Consider the following 16,669-nt stretch of genomic DNA (forward strand, 5'->3'; position numbering starts at 1 on the left):
CTGAAGTATCTGCAAGTCCTGAAAGGATCTACGGGCTGAAAGCCCGTGGGTTTAAACCAAGCGCTTATTAACTAAATTTCTATACAGGTAAATATATTTAAAAACACTTGACAATTCTGATATTGCGGAATATATTTGTCATAGAACATGTATATACAGCTCTAGCCAAAGTTATAGGGGGTGAAAGCACACAATATAGATTTCTGTATAACAAAAAAATTAAAAATATCAAAGGGGGAAAGCCAAGTGCAGGAAGAACTTTTCAACAAGATAGTCGATATGGATGAAGAAGGATCGATAAAAATGGCCAGGGAGTATCTGGACGGAGGGGGGGATCCACAAAAGCTGCTCGAAGTATGTAGAAACGCCATGGGAGTAATAGGGGAAAAATTTGAAAAAGGGGAATACTTCCTTTCGGAACTCATACTTGGAGGCGAAATATTCGGAAGCATCATGAAATTTACCCTGCCCCTGATTAAAGGAGATTCTAAGAAACTGGGTAAAATCGTCCTTGGCACCGTAAAGGATGACATCCATAACATAGGAAAGGATATATTCAAGGCATTTGCAGAAGCGGCGGGTTTTGAAGTAGTAGACATAGGTGTTGATGTACCGGAAGAAAAATTTGTTGAAGCAGTAAAAGCAAATAAACCCGACATAGTAGGTATGTCCTGTTTAATAACCGCCGGGATAAGCTCCATGAAAAGGACCGTAGAAGCTCTGAAGAAAGCCGGGATTACCGATACAAAGATAATTATAGGCGGCGGAAGAGTTGACGAAGAAGTAAAACAGCTCACGGGAGCCGATGCCTGGGCTGACGATGCAGCAAAAGGAGTAAGGCTGTGCAAAGAATTAATGGGAGTGGAGGTGTGATAACAGATGACGAAAAGTGCGAAGGAACTTGCCCAGGAACGCCTTGCGCGCATAGAGGCTGCTATAAATCTTCAAGAACCCGACAGAGTACCACTGCGTGGAGTAGGCGGGGATATAATACCTGCCTATGCGGGGATTACCCAGCATGAATTCTGTTATGATTACGATAAGGCTATAAAGGCCATTGAAAAATTCCTTAAAGACTTTCCTTTTGATTGGCCTTCTGCTTCAATTCCAGGCCTTGATGGTCGTGCGTTTAGTATAGCATTTGCCGAGTCTGAACATATAGCTCCGAGTACTACATTTGTCACAGGGCCGATGCATGATGTATTAGGTGACAAATATTACAGGTATCCGGGCAGAGAAACCAACGAGAATGCCACTCCTCAGTTTGTCGGCGGCACTTATATGGAACCCGATGAGTACGATCAATTGATCGAGGATCCTGTAAAGTTTGTTGCAGAAACGGTCCTCCCCAGGGCATGTAATAATCTGGCGACTCCCCGCCAGGCCATGATTACCTGGGTAAGGCTCGGAATTGAGTACAACAGATTTGCATCTGCTGGCCGTCAACTTGGCATGATATCTGCTGAGCTAGGTTATCCATCCATTAGGATGGGAGGAGCTTATGCGCCTCTTGATATTATTGGTGACTTTTTAAGGGGAATCGAGAATGTAGTGTTGGATATCCGCAGGTATCCCGACAAGGTTAAGAAAGCTACTGAAGCGCTTGTGGAGCCTATTGTTAACTATGGGCTATCATATAAAAAGTTGGGAATCAATTTAGTAATGATTCCGCTGCATTTAAATGAGTATTTGTCACCGAAGCTATATAATGAATTTTATTGGCCTACCTTAAAAGAAGTTATTCTCAGGCTTGGAAAAGAGGGCGTAAAATCCTGGGTATTCTTTGAAGGCCATCATGAAGCTCATTTGGAAACTATTCTGGAATTACCTAAAGGATGGGGTGTAGCATACTTCGAGAAGACAGATGTTATTAAGGCAAAGAAGGTTTTACAGGGGCATACATGCGTTGTAGGTGGCATACCAATAAGCTTAATAGTAGGAGGCACTCCAGCGAAGATTGATGAGTATGTCAAGAATTTGTTAGAACAGGTGAAACCTGGAGGAGGCTTTATGCTATCTCCAACTATAGGGACTGCTCCTGCTGACACGCCTCTGGAAAACATCAGTGCCCTCATTGAAGCAGTAGAGAAATATGGTTAACTTATGATAATGGGCACCGATAGGGGCTGTTTGTATCGGTGCCCAACTTTATTTAGCTTAGAATGGAGGAAAAGCATCATGTGGTTGGAAAAGGGAATAGGTGAAGAAAAAAGATGGTTTTATCCCATCTCCGCATTTATAATAGGTGCGGCTCTCTTTGTAACAGGCCTTTGGACCATGTTATACCCTCATATTCAGGCGCATTTTGGCCTGGAAACAACGGCTTCTATAGTTTTGGCGTCAACCTTCAGCGGATTGGGATCGATGGTTGTTGGACCACCTATAACAGGGACTATTTTGGATAAATATGGCCCTAAAATCCCTTTTATAATGTCAGCGATATCTATTGTAACAGGTCACAGCTTAATAATCAAGATGCTAACAATGAGTGACTGGTCAGCGGCAATGTACATCTGGTATTTGGGAAGCTTTTTGGTAGGATTGGGGTTGGGATTTTATTCCGGGACATATACAGCAACAGTAGCCAAATGGTTTCCTGATAAGTTAGGAACTGCTACAGGACTTGCGGTAGCCGGTACCGGCTCAGGAACAATTATATATTCATCTTTGATGGCACTTTATATAAAATCTCACGGATTCTCGGGGAACATATTCCTATTTTTTGCAGTTATTGCAGTGGTATTTTTATTTACATTAGCTATTCCCTTTTGGAAAACACCCCCTCATGATTGGGCTCCTGCCGGAATGCAGCCTAAATCTAAGTCTCCAAGTACAAAATCCATTCAACTGGCACGGGATTATACCCTTCAGGAGGCAGTAAGAGATAAAAGGTTTTGGCTTCTCTACATATGCTTTATTTCTGCGGCCTTTTCAAATATGTTCTTTGTACAAAATGCTTCATTGATAATAATTGAAGGGTTAAGTAAAACCATGACCAGGGAGCAAGTTCTCGTATCGATAGTACCATTGTATCTAACAATTACTGCAATTGCAGGTCTCGCAGGACGATTTGGATGGGGCGTAATTACAGATAAATTAGGTGGACCTTGGAAAACTCTCTGGATGACATACTTTTTCCCTGCAATATTAATGGGTGCTTTCTATTTCGGATACCACTCGATTATTCTTATTTTCTTTATTGGATTTTTGCTGTATTTCGGATTTGGCGGCGAGCCTGTGATTCACTATGCAATAGTGCCTTATGTTTTCGGAAGAAGGCATCTAGGCAAAGTCATGAGTACATTAAACTCCTTTTCAGTTGGTCTGGGAATAGCCTTTGGACCTTTTGTAGGTGCATATATTAAAGATGTAACTGGAGGATATTACTGGGCTCTGGTATTAGCAGTAATTATTCGCCTGTGCGGTACGGCCTTTGCACTTTTAGGGCTGAAGCTTGCAGAAAAACAGAAAATCATGGCAAATGCATCGATAGCAAAATAGCTATTTTTCATGTATTATTATATTATAGATTGTATAATTATCAAAAAACACAAATGATAAAAAACAGAATAATAATATATATAAATCATAAGAGCGCGATAATTACGTCGGATAGGGATATGTGTTTCAAAACAGATATATAACATTTTCTGGGGTTATAAGTCCTTATAATACTTATGTATAAATCAATTATATTCTTTGAACGACGCCATGAATCAGACCATACATGCGTTACGGGAGATATGCCCCTGAGTTAGTAACGAAACCGGTAAAACCCGAATGAGCTTTGTTACTGCTCCACCGTTGTAGCAGCCCCGCTCGCAAAACCTCTCCAGAAAATATAAGTGCCTTCATTGAAGCGGTGAAAAATTACGGTTGATATAAATTCGGGCATCGATGAAATGGCCGCATCGGTGCCTTACATAAAATAAAATCTATCGCATTTTTTATTTTACAAGGGGGTTTTAAAGTGATAGATTGGACACGTCTTACTCAGGCGGTGGGCGATCTTGACGAAGAACAGGTGCTGAAAATCTTGAAGGATTTCGTTGCGTCCCATCCCGGGGAAGAAGAAGGTCAGAAAGCTATTGCCGCCTGTCAGGAAGGCATGAAAATTGTAGGAGTTAGGTTTGAATCGGGTGAATATTTTGTGGGCGATTTGATTTTTGCAGGGCTGCTACTCACAGAATCAATAGAAATACTGAAACCGGTAATAGGTAGGGCGAATAGCAAAAAAATAGGGAGCATAGTACTGGGGACAGTGCAGGGTGATCTGCATGACATCGGCAAAAACATATTCAGAAGCATGGCCGAGGCTGCCGGGTTTGAGGTGTACGATTTGGGAATCGATCAGCCGGTGAACCACTTTGTAGAAAAAGTAAAACAAATAAAACCGAACATAGTCGGGATGAGCGGAGTATTGACCCTGGCCATTGAGTCCATGAAAAACACGATAGAGGGGCTTAAGGTTGCGGGACTAAGAGAAGGAGTAAAAATAATAATCGGAGGCAATCCCGTAACAAGAGAGGTATGCGAGTATGTGGGAGCGGACGCATTTACGAACAATGCTGCGGAAGGTGTAAAAATCTGTCAGGAGTGGGTGAAATAACATGACGGATGCAAAGGCGTTACAACAGGAGAGAATAAGCATATATCACGATGTCTACGATAACAAAATCCCCAAGAGAGTCCCGGTCAACATAAGTCTTCCTTTTGAGGTCATAGCCCAGTTTGGCGGTATTAATATAGTAGAAGCCCAGTGGAATCCTGCAATTGTGGAAGAAGCCGTTGACAAGATATGTCAGACAGTATACTCAGATACCTGTTTATTTAGAGGCTCTTTTAGATATCCTTCCTTCTATCAACTCCTAAAATCCCAGTCCTTTGTGATGGCCTCTAATGGGTTCATACAGCATCCTGAGGTAGTTGGAATGCTTCCTGAAGACTATGACTATCTCATCGAAAAACCCTATGACTGTATTCTCGAGAAGATAATCCCGAGGCAGTATAAAGCACTAAAATTGGATGATCCGATAAATAGCGCAATCAGTTTTGCAAAAAGCATTTTAGCATTCAATAGCGACTTTATGCAGGCCAAAATGATAATAGGAAAGATGGTAGAAAAATATGGCTATTATCCTGAGGGATTGTTCGGCGGTGGTTTTACGGAAGCGCCTTTTGACTTCCTGGCCGACCAGTTGAGGAGCTTTAAGGGAATAAGTATGGATATAAGACGAATACCGGAGAAAGTAAAAGAAGCGTGCGATGCCTTGTATCCGATCGTCTTTAAAAAAGGTCTACCGGCAAAAATCACAAATTACAGCCAGGTATTTCTTCCACTGCACATGCCCACATTCATGAGGGAGAAGGATTTTGCCGAACTTTACTGGCCGAGCTTTAAGAGGATGCTGGACGAATACGCATCCATGGGGATTCACAGCTTCATATTCTGTGAACACGATTGGACCAGATACCTTGACTATCTCCAGGATCTCCCCACGGATACAAGAATAATGTTTGAATACGGCGACCCAAAACTTATAAAAGAAAAACTGGGCAAGAAGCATATAATCATAGGTATGTACCCGATTATGAATTTGAAGACCAAAACCAAAGAAGAGTGTGTAGCTGAAGCCAAGAAGTATATTGATATCCTTGCTCCTGGCGGTAAGTATATATTTGGCTTTGATAAGAGTCCACTATTGTTTAGCGATTTTAAATTAGAAAACCTGTGCGCTGTTGCGGAAACTGTAAGAGATTATGGCGTATACAACAATCCGGGCGAGACCGCCGGCATGGCATTCAGGAAAGAAGATTACAAAGCTGAGCCTTCCAGGAAGCTGGAAAGCAAATACTATAAGACCTGGGAAGAGTATAAGGCATTGAATCCCGATGTATCCGATTTCGGGGCTCAAAAAATACAAAGTCTTGAAGAAACAATTTTCCAATACTTGATATACCTTTTGTTATAAGAATTAATAATGTAAGAAGTGGAATGTTATGTTTTTTATAATATTGTTTTTAGTTAAATAACGATAATTTTAGAGGAGTGAAAACTGATGAAAAATATTATTATCGCCTGCCAAACACTGATGGATGAATTGAATCTTGCAATTAATGAAACATGCCGTAAATATCCGGTCATCTGGGTGGATTCGGATTACCATTCGGACCCCAACAGGCTAAAATTAAAGCTCCAGCAGGAAATCGACGGTTTGGCAGACATTGATAACATATTGCTGGCGTACGGATTCTGCGGCAACGCCGTAATAGGTCTGACGGCTTCCACCGCAAATCTTATTTTTCCCAAAACCGACGACTGCATTTCCATGGTCTTGAGTAAGCCGGGAGAGGAATTTCAACGAATGAAGGCCACTTATTTTTTAACCAAAGGCTGGATAGAAAGCCCCAAAAGCTTAATGATGGAGTATTCGAATGCTCTGAAGCGTTATGGGGAAAATAGGGCTAAACGAATATTCCGTGTTATGTTAAAGCATTACAATCAATTAATGATTATAGACACAGGTGCTTATAGGGTGGCGGATTATATTGAAAAAGCGCGGAAAATTGCCGAAATTACCGACTTGGACCTAATTGTAGAAAAGGGCGGTATATGGCTTTTGAAAAAGCTGCTGACCGGCCCTTACGATGACGATTTTTGTTTTGTAAAAAAAGGACAAGAGGTGGATATTTCGCACCTGGGATATCACTACAGCGAACAAACACACCAAAAGTCGAATTTCTTTTAGTATTGAACAAAGTAACGAAAACACAACTTTGATACCGGCTCAGGTACACCGCCGGTATTTCGACAGCACAACTCCTCTGTTGGTTTTCACCTGCCTTCTTCCGTCATCCCATGTCAATTTTTAAGCCATTCATTTCTACCGCAACGCCCATCATTTTCTGATTCATTTTCCCATATTTCTATTCATTATACATCTTCTCCCTGACTCAGGCCACCCTCCCCACCTTTTCGAAAATATTCAATAATATATTTATCGATTTTTTGACTTATTTTCAGGAGAACTTCCTTGCTCATGTTCATATACGCCGCATTATTTAGGATATTTCTTGCTATTTCTATTTTATCTCTTTTGTTGTTCACTCCATTCACTCCCTGTAAAAATAACCACAGACATAATTTTACATTAAATATTGGCTTTTTGCAAATAATTCATATATGCACACAGCAAATTCAGATAGGGTCTAAAGTTAGATAAAGTTAGAAGCAGGGAGTGAACGAAAAGTGAAGAAAAACGTGGATATAGACAACAAGGCAATCGGGAAGAGAATCCGGAGAGAAAGAGAAAAGCTCGGACTTTCGCGGGAAGAGTTTGCAGAAATCCTGGGACTCTCGGACTACTATGTCGGGCAGCTGGAACGGGGAGAGCGGCAGATGAGCCTGCCTGTTTTGGTTAAGATGGCCGTTTGTCTGCATGTATCTTTGGATTACCTTATTTTCGGGAAAACCGCTCATAATGCCTATTATGTATGTGATGCCTGCAAAACTTATGATACCGCCGGCGGCGGTAAAGACACAGAAATGGATGAATTACTCGACAGATGCTCGCCGAAAGAACTGGAGCTGGTCAAAAAACTTATAAAAACCATCCTTCCTTATATGGGCAAAATGTAAGCCAGCCGCCACCGTTAATAAAAATATGCAGTGGTGCAACAGCCCCTGCAGATGTATCTTTTTATGAGGGTTTCTTCACATAAAACCTGCTTTTATGTAATTTCTGGTGTAAAAGTCTGATAAATTTTACATAATTTTAATGCTAATCAATTGAGAACTTACCTCAATTATAAATTAAAACAATAAGAGCCACCTCCCCTCTCTGGTAAAATAAAGATAGCAAACAAAATACTACCGGAGGGAGAAAAAAGATGGCTCGTTACTCAAACGCAAGCACGAAAGGATTCCTTTTAAGATTAAGACGCCTAACAAAAATGCCCGCAAAAAAATCTTAATTATGCAATTGTCTCATAGTTTTTTCGTCAAAATTTTTTCAGCACTCCAATGAACAGAAAAGGATTCCCACCGGGGTTAGCTTAAAAGGATTCCGATAACAGCAGCACTGAGGATGGAAATAAATGTCGAAGAAACAGCGCCTAGGATGAGAGCGCGGGTGCCAATCTTCGTCATTGCATTGAAGGATAGATCAAGACCTAACCCGGCCATGGCGGCGGTCATGATCCAGTTATCAAAAGTTATAAGGCCAGCCGGTCTAAAAGATTCACAGAAAATACGCCCTGGTTATAAACAAAAAAAGAAAGCCTACCGGCTCAGCGAAGAACTTAACGTGCTGCGACCGCAGCGAGAGGCCAAAAACAGGCGCCCAAGGAGAATTGCCGGAAACCGCACCGTAATCTTTTCCAAGTTACAAATAATGATGTTCTTTATCCTCTCGATTTTCCTCCAGAGATATTATAGGTAACGCCGTGAATATAGCTTGCTCTATCTGAAGCCAGGAAACAGACAAGATTTGCTATTTCTTCTAGATTTGCAACTCTGCCCAAAGGAATCGAATTTTGGTAATCATCTTCAAGCTGTTCTGTTTTTAGACCTCTCGTATAAGCCAGTGCCTTTTCATATTCATGAGACCTTAGACCAGTCTTCTCGACAATGCCGGGTGCGATACCAACTACCCTTATCCCGTATTTGCCCAGTTCCTTGGCCCAAGATCTTGTAAAAGCGTACAGCGCAGCTTTTGTTCCAGCATAGCAGCTCTGGCCGGCAGACCCTTCCAATCCGCTTTCGGAACTTACATTAATTATTACACCTTTTTTTCTTATTACCATTTCTCTGGCAACAGCTTGGGCACATAAAAACGCCCCTTTCTGATTTATGTCAACCATCATTTGAAAATCTCTTTCATTCAATTCATAATCGCCTTTTGGGTTTACGGGATCAATCAAGAGTCTGGGTAAATTTATACCGGCATTATTTACCAAAATGTCAATTTTATTGTAAGCCTCCATGGTTTTTTTCACTAAAGCCTCTACGCTGTCTTTAAATCGAATATCAGTAGGTACGTATAGATGCTTATTTGTACCCCCCGGCAACTGAGTTACAACATCATCTGCTTTTGGGTTTATATCAGCTATTACCACGTTACAACCATTTTCCGCAAAAGCAACCGCTATAGCTTTTCCGATTCCGGAAGCCCCTCCTGTAATTATAGCAACTTTATCTTCCAAATTAAGCCACGATTTTTCCATCATTTAAGCCACTCCTACACTTAGTTATTCTTTGTTATTTTTTGTCTACATCCTTTTTTATTCTTATGACATCCCCTTTTTTTATTTCAGGGAGTTCATTACCTTCTACATATAAGCTTCCGGGAAGCTCGGCAATTTCTTTCCCCGTAAAACATATACTTATATGCCCGAGTTCAGCCAGGTTTTTATTTACCAGTTCTCCGACGGCGGTTATTTTGTATGACTTATCATTAATCTCCAGCGTATATCCTGTTTTTATTTCTTCTTTAAGCATATTTTTATTGTGGAGTACGCAATAATTTCTCAATTCCTCGGGCGCGTCATCTTTAAAGAGTATAATTATTTTTTCAGACCTTAATTCATCCATATTTGAACCTTTTTCAGTGACTTCTGTTTCATAAATTGTTTCCATTTTTAACCTCCCATATTACTTTCGTCTGAAATGTCCTTGGCCCATTGAGGCCAAGGACATTTCAGATCTATCTTATTTACTGTAAAGTCCGAAACTTGCCAACCATGCAATAAATACTGTTGTAGGCCCGGTGATGAACCTTGAATAAAGAACCGAAGGAACTCCCACTTCCACTGTTTCCGGTTCGGCTTCTGCAAGCCCCAACCCTACGGGAATGAAATCACAAGCAGCCTGAGAGTTAATAGCAAATAATGCAGGCAAAGCCATTTGAGGTGGAATATTCCCTTTTCCTATTTCAACACCTACTAAAACTCCTATAACCTGAGCGATTACAGCACCGGGGCCTAAAAAAGGCGATAATAACGGGAATGAACAAATCGTTGAAATTAATAATAGACCTGTTATTGATCCTGCAAAGGGTGTGAGGAATTTGGCAAATGCATTACCTATTCCGGACTTTAGAATTATACCTATCAACATGCACACAAACGCCATAAACGGCAGGATTGTTTTTAAAACTGTATCGATGGCGTCACGGCCTGCTTGATAAAGGACTCCTACAAAAGAGCCCATGCCTCTACCTATTTTTACTAATAAATTGCCCTGATTAACTTGTTCGCTTATTTTTCTGGAAGTATCGTATTTCCGGCCGGCAGCAGGCTGTTTCTTATTCTCCGTGACTTTATTTTCAATTACTGTATTTGAATTATCCATTACTCCGTCGTATAATTCTATATCTTTTTCAGTAACACCCGAGACATAAATGTCAGGCTTAATATACTGGGACAGCGGCCCGCTCGGACCCGCCGGTGTTAAGTTAACCGTAGGTATTCTTTTTTGAGGGTAAATACCGCATCTTAATGTTCCGCCACAATCTATCACCACACACGCGATTTCGTCATCAGGTACTTTTTTCTTAAAACCATCTATCAATTCGGCTCCGGATAGCTCTGCAATTTTTACTGCCACCGATGGTGTCGAGCCGCCAGTTATATAAACGACCTTATTCCGTTTTTCATCCGGATTTATTACCAGAGGCCCTCCATAACCACCTGAACCACTCTTTACTATTACAGGTTTATACTCAGGCATTTTGACACCTCCATGGCGACTATATACTTAAAGTTGTTTTTAATTTTATATTTTGTTGCTTCTCAACATAAGAAGTGGTAAAATCGGTAACCCAACCTCTAAAAAAGTTGGTTACCACCCCTACCAAAAAATATCTCAGCGCCAGGTCCGCCGTGGGCAGGCCCAATTGTTGAATACCATTAGCGATTCCGAGAAATACAAAGAGTTCTCCTGGATTTACATGCGGAAACAGACCGTTCAATGTATGACACGAGAATGATGCAGCAGCATAATAACTCGGTTTATATTTCTCTGGCAAGAATTTTCCTAATGACAATGTCATCGGATTGCAGAAAAAGAATGTTCCCACTACCGGTAATACAAGATACCTTAGAAAGATATTACCTGTGCATGCTTTTATGATCTTTTCTACCCTGTTCTGGCCGATTAACCTTATCAAGGCATTCATAGCTACTAGCAGCATAATTAAAGTAGGTACAATTCCTGAAAGCATGTTTACAAATACTTTTCCACCTTCTTGAAACAAACCGATGAACGTCTTCGCAGCATTGGTTAAAATTTCCATAAACAATCCTCCCTAAATTTTTAGCTTTATTTTACTGTTTTTGTATCATTTAAATCTTGTCATAATTATCTCACCTCCATAATTTTCAGCAGATTTTTATGGCACAAAGTAATAGTTTTGCCATTATAAGGCAGTATTCATACCCAAACTATTTTTTAAATTACATATAGCGTTTTCCAAAGCTTTTTGGGTTAACTTATCGAAACATTTAAATTTGTTTCTATCAAATTGGAGTAAATTTTCATTTTCCAATTCTTTGAGGTCTTTCATTCTTGCAAATACCGAAATCCCCATCATTCGTTCAGCTCTAATAACATTACATTTATCATCTATAGCCAAAAGCAAAACCACTCCGGCGAATACGCCGCCCCGGCTTTTTCCGATTATAACTTTGCCTAATTTTCTTAACGTATGAAAACGCTCGTTAAAATGTTTTACTTGTCGATATGTTAATAAGCTTTGGAAAACCCAGGAAATTCCAAGTAGTGCAATAATATAATAAATCAATAAAATCCCTCTCTTTTATTAGGAATATAAAAAGGGCTGAAATAATTCAGCCCATGGCTCGAAAAACTGAGGTTAGAATACAAATCGATTTTAATTTATGGGGTACTTTTTCTCAACATCACTTTTTTCATCGTTGTTTATTTTTTCTATTCTAATGATAAACGTATCTTTTTTGCCCTTAACAATAACTTTATCATAGTTAAACAAATTATATATTTTATGGCCCGGCGTCAGTTGAATCACATTATCCACTGATCACCCTCCCCTGACTTATCTTCGTTCAATTCCAATATAAGGCGCGCAGTCGTTTCATTTGTAATTAAAACATTAATAAACCTTCCACGTAAAGCCCCAAGTATAGATGATGCTTTTTCTGCAGACTCCGCTACGCCTACGGAAAACTTTACGTTTCTTAATTTTTCCAATTCTATAGATATTGTCCTGTCATCTAAATAAGATTTTATAATGTTGCCTCTTATATCGTAAAATCTAGAACATATATCTCCCACCGCGTTTTTTTCCTTTAAATATTCTATGTCGTCAGTTCCAAAATATCCTGACCATATTAAGTTGGAAGACTTTAAAGGCGCCCCTATCCCGACTACGGCCACATCGACTTTATCCCATAATTCAACTATTTTTTTTATATTTTTATCCTGTATTAATGTATCTTTAATTTTTTTATCAGCAGTTACGGCCGGTGCATATAAGTAAATAGCTTGCGCTTTAAAAGCTGTGGCAATCTTTGAACAGATAGTATTTACATGATATTCGCTTTCCAGATTTCCGGGTCCACCAACAAGTGGAATTACGGTAACAGGAACAGCCTTACAATCTGCTTCCACCAGTGCATTTGCGATAGCCGCCATAGTGGTGCCCCACGCACAGCCTATGACAAGACCTTCTCTAACAATTCTTTTAATAAGTTCCGCTGCTGCAATACCCAACTTTTTTTTTGCCATTATTTCTGTTTGACTGTAAGCAGAAGGCACTACACATACTTCTTTAAGGTCAAATATTTTTTCGAGTTCATTTTCTAATTCAACACATTCGTTATATTCATTGCTTATAGTGATATTTACAATGCCTTCTTCTCTTGCTTTTTTCAAAAGTTTGCTTATAGTAGTTCTGTGTAAATTCAATTTATTTGCTATTTCCAATTGGTTCATATTTTCAAGATAATACATTCGAGCAACTTTAACTAATACTCTTGTCTCGCTCCAATTAAGCATTGTATTACCCCGTCACATTTGTGATTTATATATAACATATGTGTTTTACATGGTATATAATTCGATATTAATCATGAAATTCCTGCTTAAAATAAAAATTTTTTTATTTTGCTCTCCACATCCGCAAATTGCATTGCAACAACTGTTATTTGCCTGAGTTTCACAACACCCCATAATAATAAAAACCTCCATCCATAAAAATTAGCTTCACTTTTATAGACGGAGATTTTTTAGAAAGGACGCAAACTACTTATGTGATTCAGCAATATTTGCAGCTGTTTTCTTTATGCTGGTATTCAATAATATTCTCATATGCATCAAATTGAAATTTACAACACTCAAAAAACTTTTCTTTTAACATGGTTTTCCCGCGCTGAACTCTCGACTTAGCCCCTGATAGTGACATGCCGAGTTTTTGGGCCAATTCTTTTTGAGTCAAACCGCCCAACTCCGTCAGGATAACCGCCTGCTTATATTTATCCGGAAGGCGCATATATCCTGTCGTTGTCCTTTATCCGGTCCATATTAGTTAATATTTTTAAAAATACATCCTGCAATATATCTTCCGCATCCTGCTCATTCCCAACTTTTTTGCAGATAAAAGTTTTCAGGTCTGAGCTTAATTCTTTCCATAAAGCACAGACATCATTCTTAATGGTGCATACCCCCCTTAAGATGCAGTTCAAGCCTCATGTAGTTTTAAGGAAAGCTTTTGTCAATTCAAAAAAACCTTTCCCTTTCTGCTAATCCGCATAAAATAATCATGGGATTTTATGGGAGGGAACAAAGTTTTTCTCTAAATTAGTATTATTTTTCCTATTATTTCCCAAATACATCATTAATTTGTGTCAAAAAAGTTGGTCTGAACGGGTAGGGTCAAGGATTAAGGTAAGGATTAAAAATATGATATACCATCAGTTTTTATAATTTCCAATAGCCAAGTCATAAACATTTTATTGCTTTTATTTACCCTGACTTATAAATTGGATGGTGCTTTGCTTTTTTATTTATCAATTATTACATAAGTGCCGGCTATTTTATCGTGTAAAGTTTGTCTATTCTTATCCCATAACATGATTATATAACCGCCAAAAAAGAGTATCTGAGATAGAATTGTACAAATAAATCGCAATATACTTTCTTTCCAGCCTACCGGCTTTAAATCCGATCTTACGATTTTAAGCCCGAAAAACATCTTGCCCGGCGTTTTACCGGCCATAGAAATAAAAACTATAAAATACAACGCGCATATTATAAGATTTAAAAATGGCGCTATTTGGGGAAATGCAGATTTTATAATGTACATGGGCACTGAAAGTATGATACCGTCCACTATAAATGCGGAAAATCTAAGCCAGAAACCTGCAGGTTCAAAAGCTTTCAATTCATTGGCACCTCCTCCAGAAACACCTTTTTTCTGTCGCCGAACATAATATTCATTTATTTTAGCAATTTCTATAATAAGGGCAGAGGTATACATACCACTGCCCCCTAAATATTCCAATATCAATCATTTTCATCTTTTTTATACTGCCTTTTGCTCGGTCCGTGAAATGATGTCTTCCTGCGTGGTGGGATCAAGAGTGACAAACTGAGCACAATATCCGGCCACTCTGACTATTAAATCCCTATATTTTTCAGGTTCTCTCTGAGCTGCTCTCAATACCTCTGATGAAACTATATTGAACTGGATATGCCACAGCTTTAATGCCACAAAAGTCCTAAGCAGCTCTGCAAACCGCTTTAGTCTTTCTTTGCCCTCCAGCAGTTCCGGAGAAAATTTCTGATTCAATAGGTTACCCCCGGTTATAAGAATGGTGGGTAACTTTGAAACGGATTTTAATACAGCTGTGGGGCCCTTTTTATCGGTACCCTGCGCTGGAGATGCCCCTTCGGCCGCAGGCATCCATGCTTTTCTTCCATCCGGGGTGGCTCCTACTACTGCTCCCATAGGTACATTGGATGATATAGCCGATGTGCCGGGATAATAAATACCTCCTATGGGCCCCCTGCCGAATCTAGTATTCTTATATTTCACTATTTCTTTAACATAAGTATTAAAAGCTTTTACAGCCAGATCATCTACATAATCGTCATCATTGCCGTACTTGGGCGCAGCCAGGAGTTTTTTACGGATCTCCAATCCTTCTTCAGATTCGAAATTTTCTTCCATTGCCTTTATCAATTTATCAGCTGCGATTGTTTTTTCTTCGAATACCAATTTCTTAATAGCAGCCATTGAATTCGCTACGTTGGCTATTCCGACCTGCAGGCCGCTCACCATATCGTATACGGCTCCACCTTCTTTTACAGTTTTGCCACGTTTTATACAATCATTTACCAGTGCAGATGTAAATATGTCAGGTACCAGTTTTTCCAAATTTATGTCAGCCACATGGTCCAGGATTATAGATAGCTTTGTATAATACTGCATCTGTTTTTCCCACTGCTGCCAGAACTCCTCAAACGATTGTACTTCAGTCAATGACTTGGTTCGAAGGAGCCAGTATCCTGTTCTCGGATCTTTGCCGCCGTATACAGTCATTTCCAGTACTTTTATCATGTTCAAAAAGCTCATACCAGTACAGCGGTATCCCCATTTGCCCGGCACAGCCACTTCTATGCAGCCCACCATGGAATAATTATAAGCATCGTCATGGGATACTCCTCGATTCAACAAGGATGGGATTATGACCTCATCGTTTTTAAAAGCCGGCATTCCAAAACCCATTTTGAGCACTTCTATGCATTTTTGCAAAAATTTTTCAGGAGTATTGGCATGAAGTCTTACAGAAAGGTTTGGTTGAGTTAATCTGGTTCCTGTGATAGATTCAAGAATAAGATACGACAGATCATTGGTAGCATCCTTACCTTCTTTTGTTTGGCCGCCGATAGTTACATTTTGATATGTGGGGTATCCAGCACCATAACCAGCATGGGATGTGGGTCTTATTTTAATGATTGAAAAAAGTTTAATCCACAGACACTCCAGAAGTTCCCTGGCAAATTCTCGAGTGATAATATTGTTTTTAATATCATGTTCATAATATGGATATAAATACTGGTCCAGTCTCCCCAGGGAAACAGAGTGACCGTTGCTTTCTATCTGTTGAATAAGATGGATAAACCATATGGATTGCACTGCTTCGTAAAAACTTGATGCAGGATATTCTGGTACACGTTCACAATTCCTGGCTATCTGTTCTAATTCATGTACTCGTGCAGGATTCTGTTCCTTTTTTGCTAATTCCTTTGCCAGTTCGGAGAATCTATGAGCAAATTTTATAGCGCTTTTTATACTTATAATTACGGATTCTAAGAAAGCCTTCTTTCTCAAGGCATCGTTTTCCGAAAGGTCCAGTGCAGAAAGGGAATCCTGCGCTTCTTTAAGAATACCTTTTAATCCGATCTTTAAAACCTTCTCGTAATCCACCACTATATGTCCGTCTCCTGATGTCATGTTTCCATCGCCGTGAATAGCTTTTATGGTCGAGGCGATTTTCACTTCTTCCGGCATAGAGGCCATACAGTGGTCATAGAGAGTTTTACCTTTCCAATACTTGATTCCAGTGTAAAAACTCCCCCTTTTCCCCAATCCATATTTAACCAAATACGGCTTGAAAAATAAAAACTAAC

20 protein-coding genes are annotated in these 16,669 nt (G+C 39.6%); 8 read left to right on the plus strand and 12 right to left on the minus strand.

What is annotated here, in order from left to right; all coding sequences use genetic code 11:
- Positions 1-246: 246 nt before the first annotated feature.
- From ACKX14_RS14395 to ACKX14_RS14420, 6 genes are all read left to right on the plus strand, one after another.
- Positions 247-873 (plus strand): cobalamin B12-binding domain-containing protein, encoded by a 627-nt coding sequence (locus ACKX14_RS14395; protein ID WP_422448850.1) that lies wholly within the window; start codon positions 247-249, stop codon positions 871-873.
- Positions 874-879: 6 nt separating this feature from the next.
- Positions 880-2,100, plus strand: coding sequence for a uroporphyrinogen decarboxylase family protein (locus ACKX14_RS14400; RefSeq protein WP_422448852.1), 1,221 nt, complete (start codon positions 880-882; stop codon positions 2,098-2,100).
- Positions 2,101-2,178: 78 nt separating this feature from the next.
- Complete coding sequence (locus ACKX14_RS14405) at positions 2,179-3,501, plus strand: MFS transporter (RefSeq protein ID WP_422448854.1); 1,323 nt, start codon at positions 2,179-2,181, stop codon at positions 3,499-3,501.
- Positions 3,502-3,970: 469 nt separating this feature from the next.
- Positions 3,971-4,609 (plus strand): cobalamin B12-binding domain-containing protein, encoded by a 639-nt coding sequence (locus ACKX14_RS14410; RefSeq protein ID WP_422448856.1) that lies wholly within the window; start codon positions 3,971-3,973, stop codon positions 4,607-4,609.
- Between the two features lies 1 nt (position 4,610).
- Positions 4,611-5,972: a uroporphyrinogen decarboxylase/cobalamine-independent methonine synthase family protein gene (locus ACKX14_RS14415; RefSeq protein WP_422448858.1), complete on the plus strand. Its 1,362-nt coding sequence runs from the start codon at positions 4,611-4,613 to the stop codon at positions 5,970-5,972.
- A gap of 87 nt (positions 5,973-6,059) precedes the next feature.
- Positions 6,060-6,749 (plus strand): DUF1638 domain-containing protein, encoded by a 690-nt coding sequence (locus ACKX14_RS14420; RefSeq protein WP_422448860.1) that lies wholly within the window; start codon positions 6,060-6,062, stop codon positions 6,747-6,749.
- 185 nt (positions 6,750-6,934) lie between these two features.
- Here ACKX14_RS14420 and ACKX14_RS14425 read toward each other — a convergent pair whose 3' ends face one another.
- Positions 6,935-7,108: an aspartyl-phosphate phosphatase Spo0E family protein gene (locus ACKX14_RS14425; RefSeq protein WP_422448862.1), complete on the minus strand. Its 174-nt coding sequence runs from the start codon at positions 7,106-7,108 to the stop codon at positions 6,935-6,937.
- A 141-nt stretch (positions 7,109-7,249) separates the two neighbouring features.
- On the opposite strand from ACKX14_RS14425, the gene ACKX14_RS14430 reads away from it, so the two are divergent.
- Positions 7,250-7,639 carry a helix-turn-helix domain-containing protein gene (locus ACKX14_RS14430; RefSeq protein ID WP_422448864.1) on the plus strand — a complete coding sequence of 130 codons (390 nt, stop codon included), beginning with the start codon at positions 7,250-7,252 and terminating at the stop codon, positions 7,637-7,639.
- Positions 7,640-8,087: 448 nt separating this feature from the next.
- Positions 8,088-8,441 carry a hypothetical protein gene (locus ACKX14_RS14435; RefSeq protein ID WP_422448866.1) on the plus strand — a complete coding sequence of 118 codons (354 nt, stop codon included), beginning with the start codon at positions 8,088-8,090 and terminating at the stop codon, positions 8,439-8,441.
- Here the strand turns inward: ACKX14_RS14435 and ACKX14_RS14440 are convergent.
- The 11 genes from ACKX14_RS14440 to ACKX14_RS14490 all read right to left on the minus strand — a co-directional run bounded on the left by ACKX14_RS14440 (position 8,404) and on the right by ACKX14_RS14490 (position 16,643).
- Entirely contained in the window at positions 8,404-9,225 is an 822-nt protein-coding gene (locus ACKX14_RS14440) for an SDR family oxidoreductase (protein ID WP_422448888.1), read from the minus strand. The two genes, ACKX14_RS14435 and ACKX14_RS14440, sit on opposite strands and share 38 nt — an antisense overlap.
- Positions 9,226-9,259: 34 nt before the next feature.
- On the minus strand, positions 9,260-9,637 hold the full coding sequence (locus tag ACKX14_RS14445; protein ID WP_422448868.1) for a PTS glucitol/sorbitol transporter subunit IIA: 378 nt from the start codon (positions 9,635-9,637) through the stop codon (positions 9,260-9,262).
- Between the two features lie 72 nt (positions 9,638-9,709).
- On the minus strand, positions 9,710-10,729 hold the full coding sequence (gene srlE, locus ACKX14_RS14450; RefSeq protein ID WP_422448870.1) for a PTS glucitol/sorbitol transporter subunit IIB: 1,020 nt from the start codon (positions 10,727-10,729) through the stop codon (positions 9,710-9,712).
- A 19-nt stretch (positions 10,730-10,748) separates the two neighbouring features.
- Positions 10,749-11,294, minus strand: a complete 546-nt coding sequence (gene srlA / locus ACKX14_RS14455; protein ID WP_422448872.1) for a PTS glucitol/sorbitol transporter subunit IIC — start codon at positions 11,292-11,294, stop codon at positions 10,749-10,751.
- A gap of 123 nt (positions 11,295-11,417) precedes the next feature.
- A complete protein-coding gene (locus ACKX14_RS14460; RefSeq protein WP_422448874.1) occupies positions 11,418-11,801 on the minus strand; it encodes a transcriptional regulator GutM in 384 nt (127 codons plus the stop codon).
- Positions 11,802-11,891: 90 nt separating this feature from the next.
- Positions 11,892-12,053 carry a hypothetical protein gene (locus ACKX14_RS14465; RefSeq protein WP_422448876.1) on the minus strand — a complete coding sequence of 54 codons (162 nt, stop codon included), beginning with the start codon at positions 12,051-12,053 and terminating at the stop codon, positions 11,892-11,894.
- Positions 12,041-13,033 carry a sugar-binding transcriptional regulator gene (locus tag ACKX14_RS14470; RefSeq protein WP_422448878.1) on the minus strand — a complete coding sequence of 331 codons (993 nt, stop codon included), beginning with the start codon at positions 13,031-13,033 and terminating at the stop codon, positions 12,041-12,043. Before ACKX14_RS14470 ends, ACKX14_RS14465 begins: the two co-directional genes overlap by 13 nt.
- A gap of 259 nt (positions 13,034-13,292) precedes the next feature.
- The gene (locus ACKX14_RS14475) at positions 13,293-13,526 is read right to left on the minus strand and encodes a sigma factor-like helix-turn-helix DNA-binding protein (RefSeq protein WP_422448880.1); all 234 of its coding nucleotides are present in this window, start codon (positions 13,524-13,526) and stop codon (positions 13,293-13,295) included.
- Positions 13,510-13,719, minus strand: a complete 210-nt coding sequence (locus ACKX14_RS14480; RefSeq protein ID WP_422448882.1) for a sigma factor — start codon at positions 13,717-13,719, stop codon at positions 13,510-13,512. The genes ACKX14_RS14475 and ACKX14_RS14480 overlap by 17 nt, the downstream gene beginning before the upstream one ends.
- 317 nt (positions 13,720-14,036) lie before the next feature.
- Positions 14,037-14,543: an RDD family protein gene (locus ACKX14_RS14485; RefSeq protein WP_422448884.1), complete on the minus strand. Its 507-nt coding sequence runs from the start codon at positions 14,541-14,543 to the stop codon at positions 14,037-14,039.
- 15 nt (positions 14,544-14,558) lie between these two features.
- The gene (locus ACKX14_RS14490) at positions 14,559-16,643 is read right to left on the minus strand and encodes a glycyl radical protein (protein WP_422448886.1); all 2,085 of its coding nucleotides are present in this window, start codon (positions 16,641-16,643) and stop codon (positions 14,559-14,561) included.
- Between the last annotated feature and the right edge of the window lie 26 nt (positions 16,644-16,669).

Origin of the sequence: Thermorhabdus hydrogeniformans, from assembly GCF_049310025.1 — a bacterium.
Classification (GTDB): domain Bacteria; phylum Bacillota; class Thermosediminibacteria; order Thermosediminibacterales; family Tepidanaerobacteraceae; genus JBJYKD01.

Bases quoted from the DNA above. Each gene is read 5' to 3' on its own strand.
- ACKX14_RS14400 (WP_422448852.1), top strand. From the start codon at position 880: ATGACGAAAAGTGCGAAGGAACTTGCCCAGGAACGCCTTGCGCGCATA.
- ACKX14_RS14405 (WP_422448854.1), top strand. From the start codon at position 2,179: ATGTGGTTGGAAAAGGGAATAGGTGAAGAAAAAAGATGGTTTTATCCC.
- ACKX14_RS14415 (WP_422448858.1), top strand. From the start codon at position 4,611: ATGACGGATGCAAAGGCGTTACAACAGGAGAGAATAAGCATATATCAC.
- ACKX14_RS14420 (WP_422448860.1), top strand. From the start codon at position 6,060: ATGAAAAATATTATTATCGCCTGCCAAACACTGATGGATGAATTGAAT.
- ACKX14_RS14435 (WP_422448866.1), top strand. From the start codon at position 8,088: ATGGAAATAAATGTCGAAGAAACAGCGCCTAGGATGAGAGCGCGGGTG.
- ACKX14_RS14440 (WP_422448888.1), bottom strand. From the start codon at position 9,225: ATGGAAAAATCGTGGCTTAATTTGGAAGATAAAGTTGCTATAATTACA.
- ACKX14_RS14445 (WP_422448868.1), bottom strand. From the start codon at position 9,637: ATGGAAACAATTTATGAAACAGAAGTCACTGAAAAAGGTTCAAATATG.
- srlE (WP_422448870.1), bottom strand. From the start codon at position 10,729: ATGCCTGAGTATAAACCTGTAATAGTAAAGAGTGGTTCAGGTGGTTAT.
- srlA (WP_422448872.1), bottom strand. From the start codon at position 11,294: ATGGAAATTTTAACCAATGCTGCGAAGACGTTCATCGGTTTGTTTCAA.
- ACKX14_RS14470 (WP_422448878.1), bottom strand. From the start codon at position 13,033: ATGCTTAATTGGAGCGAGACAAGAGTATTAGTTAAAGTTGCTCGAATG.
- ACKX14_RS14475 (WP_422448880.1), bottom strand. From the start codon at position 13,526: ATGCGCCTTCCGGATAAATATAAGCAGGCGGTTATCCTGACGGAGTTG.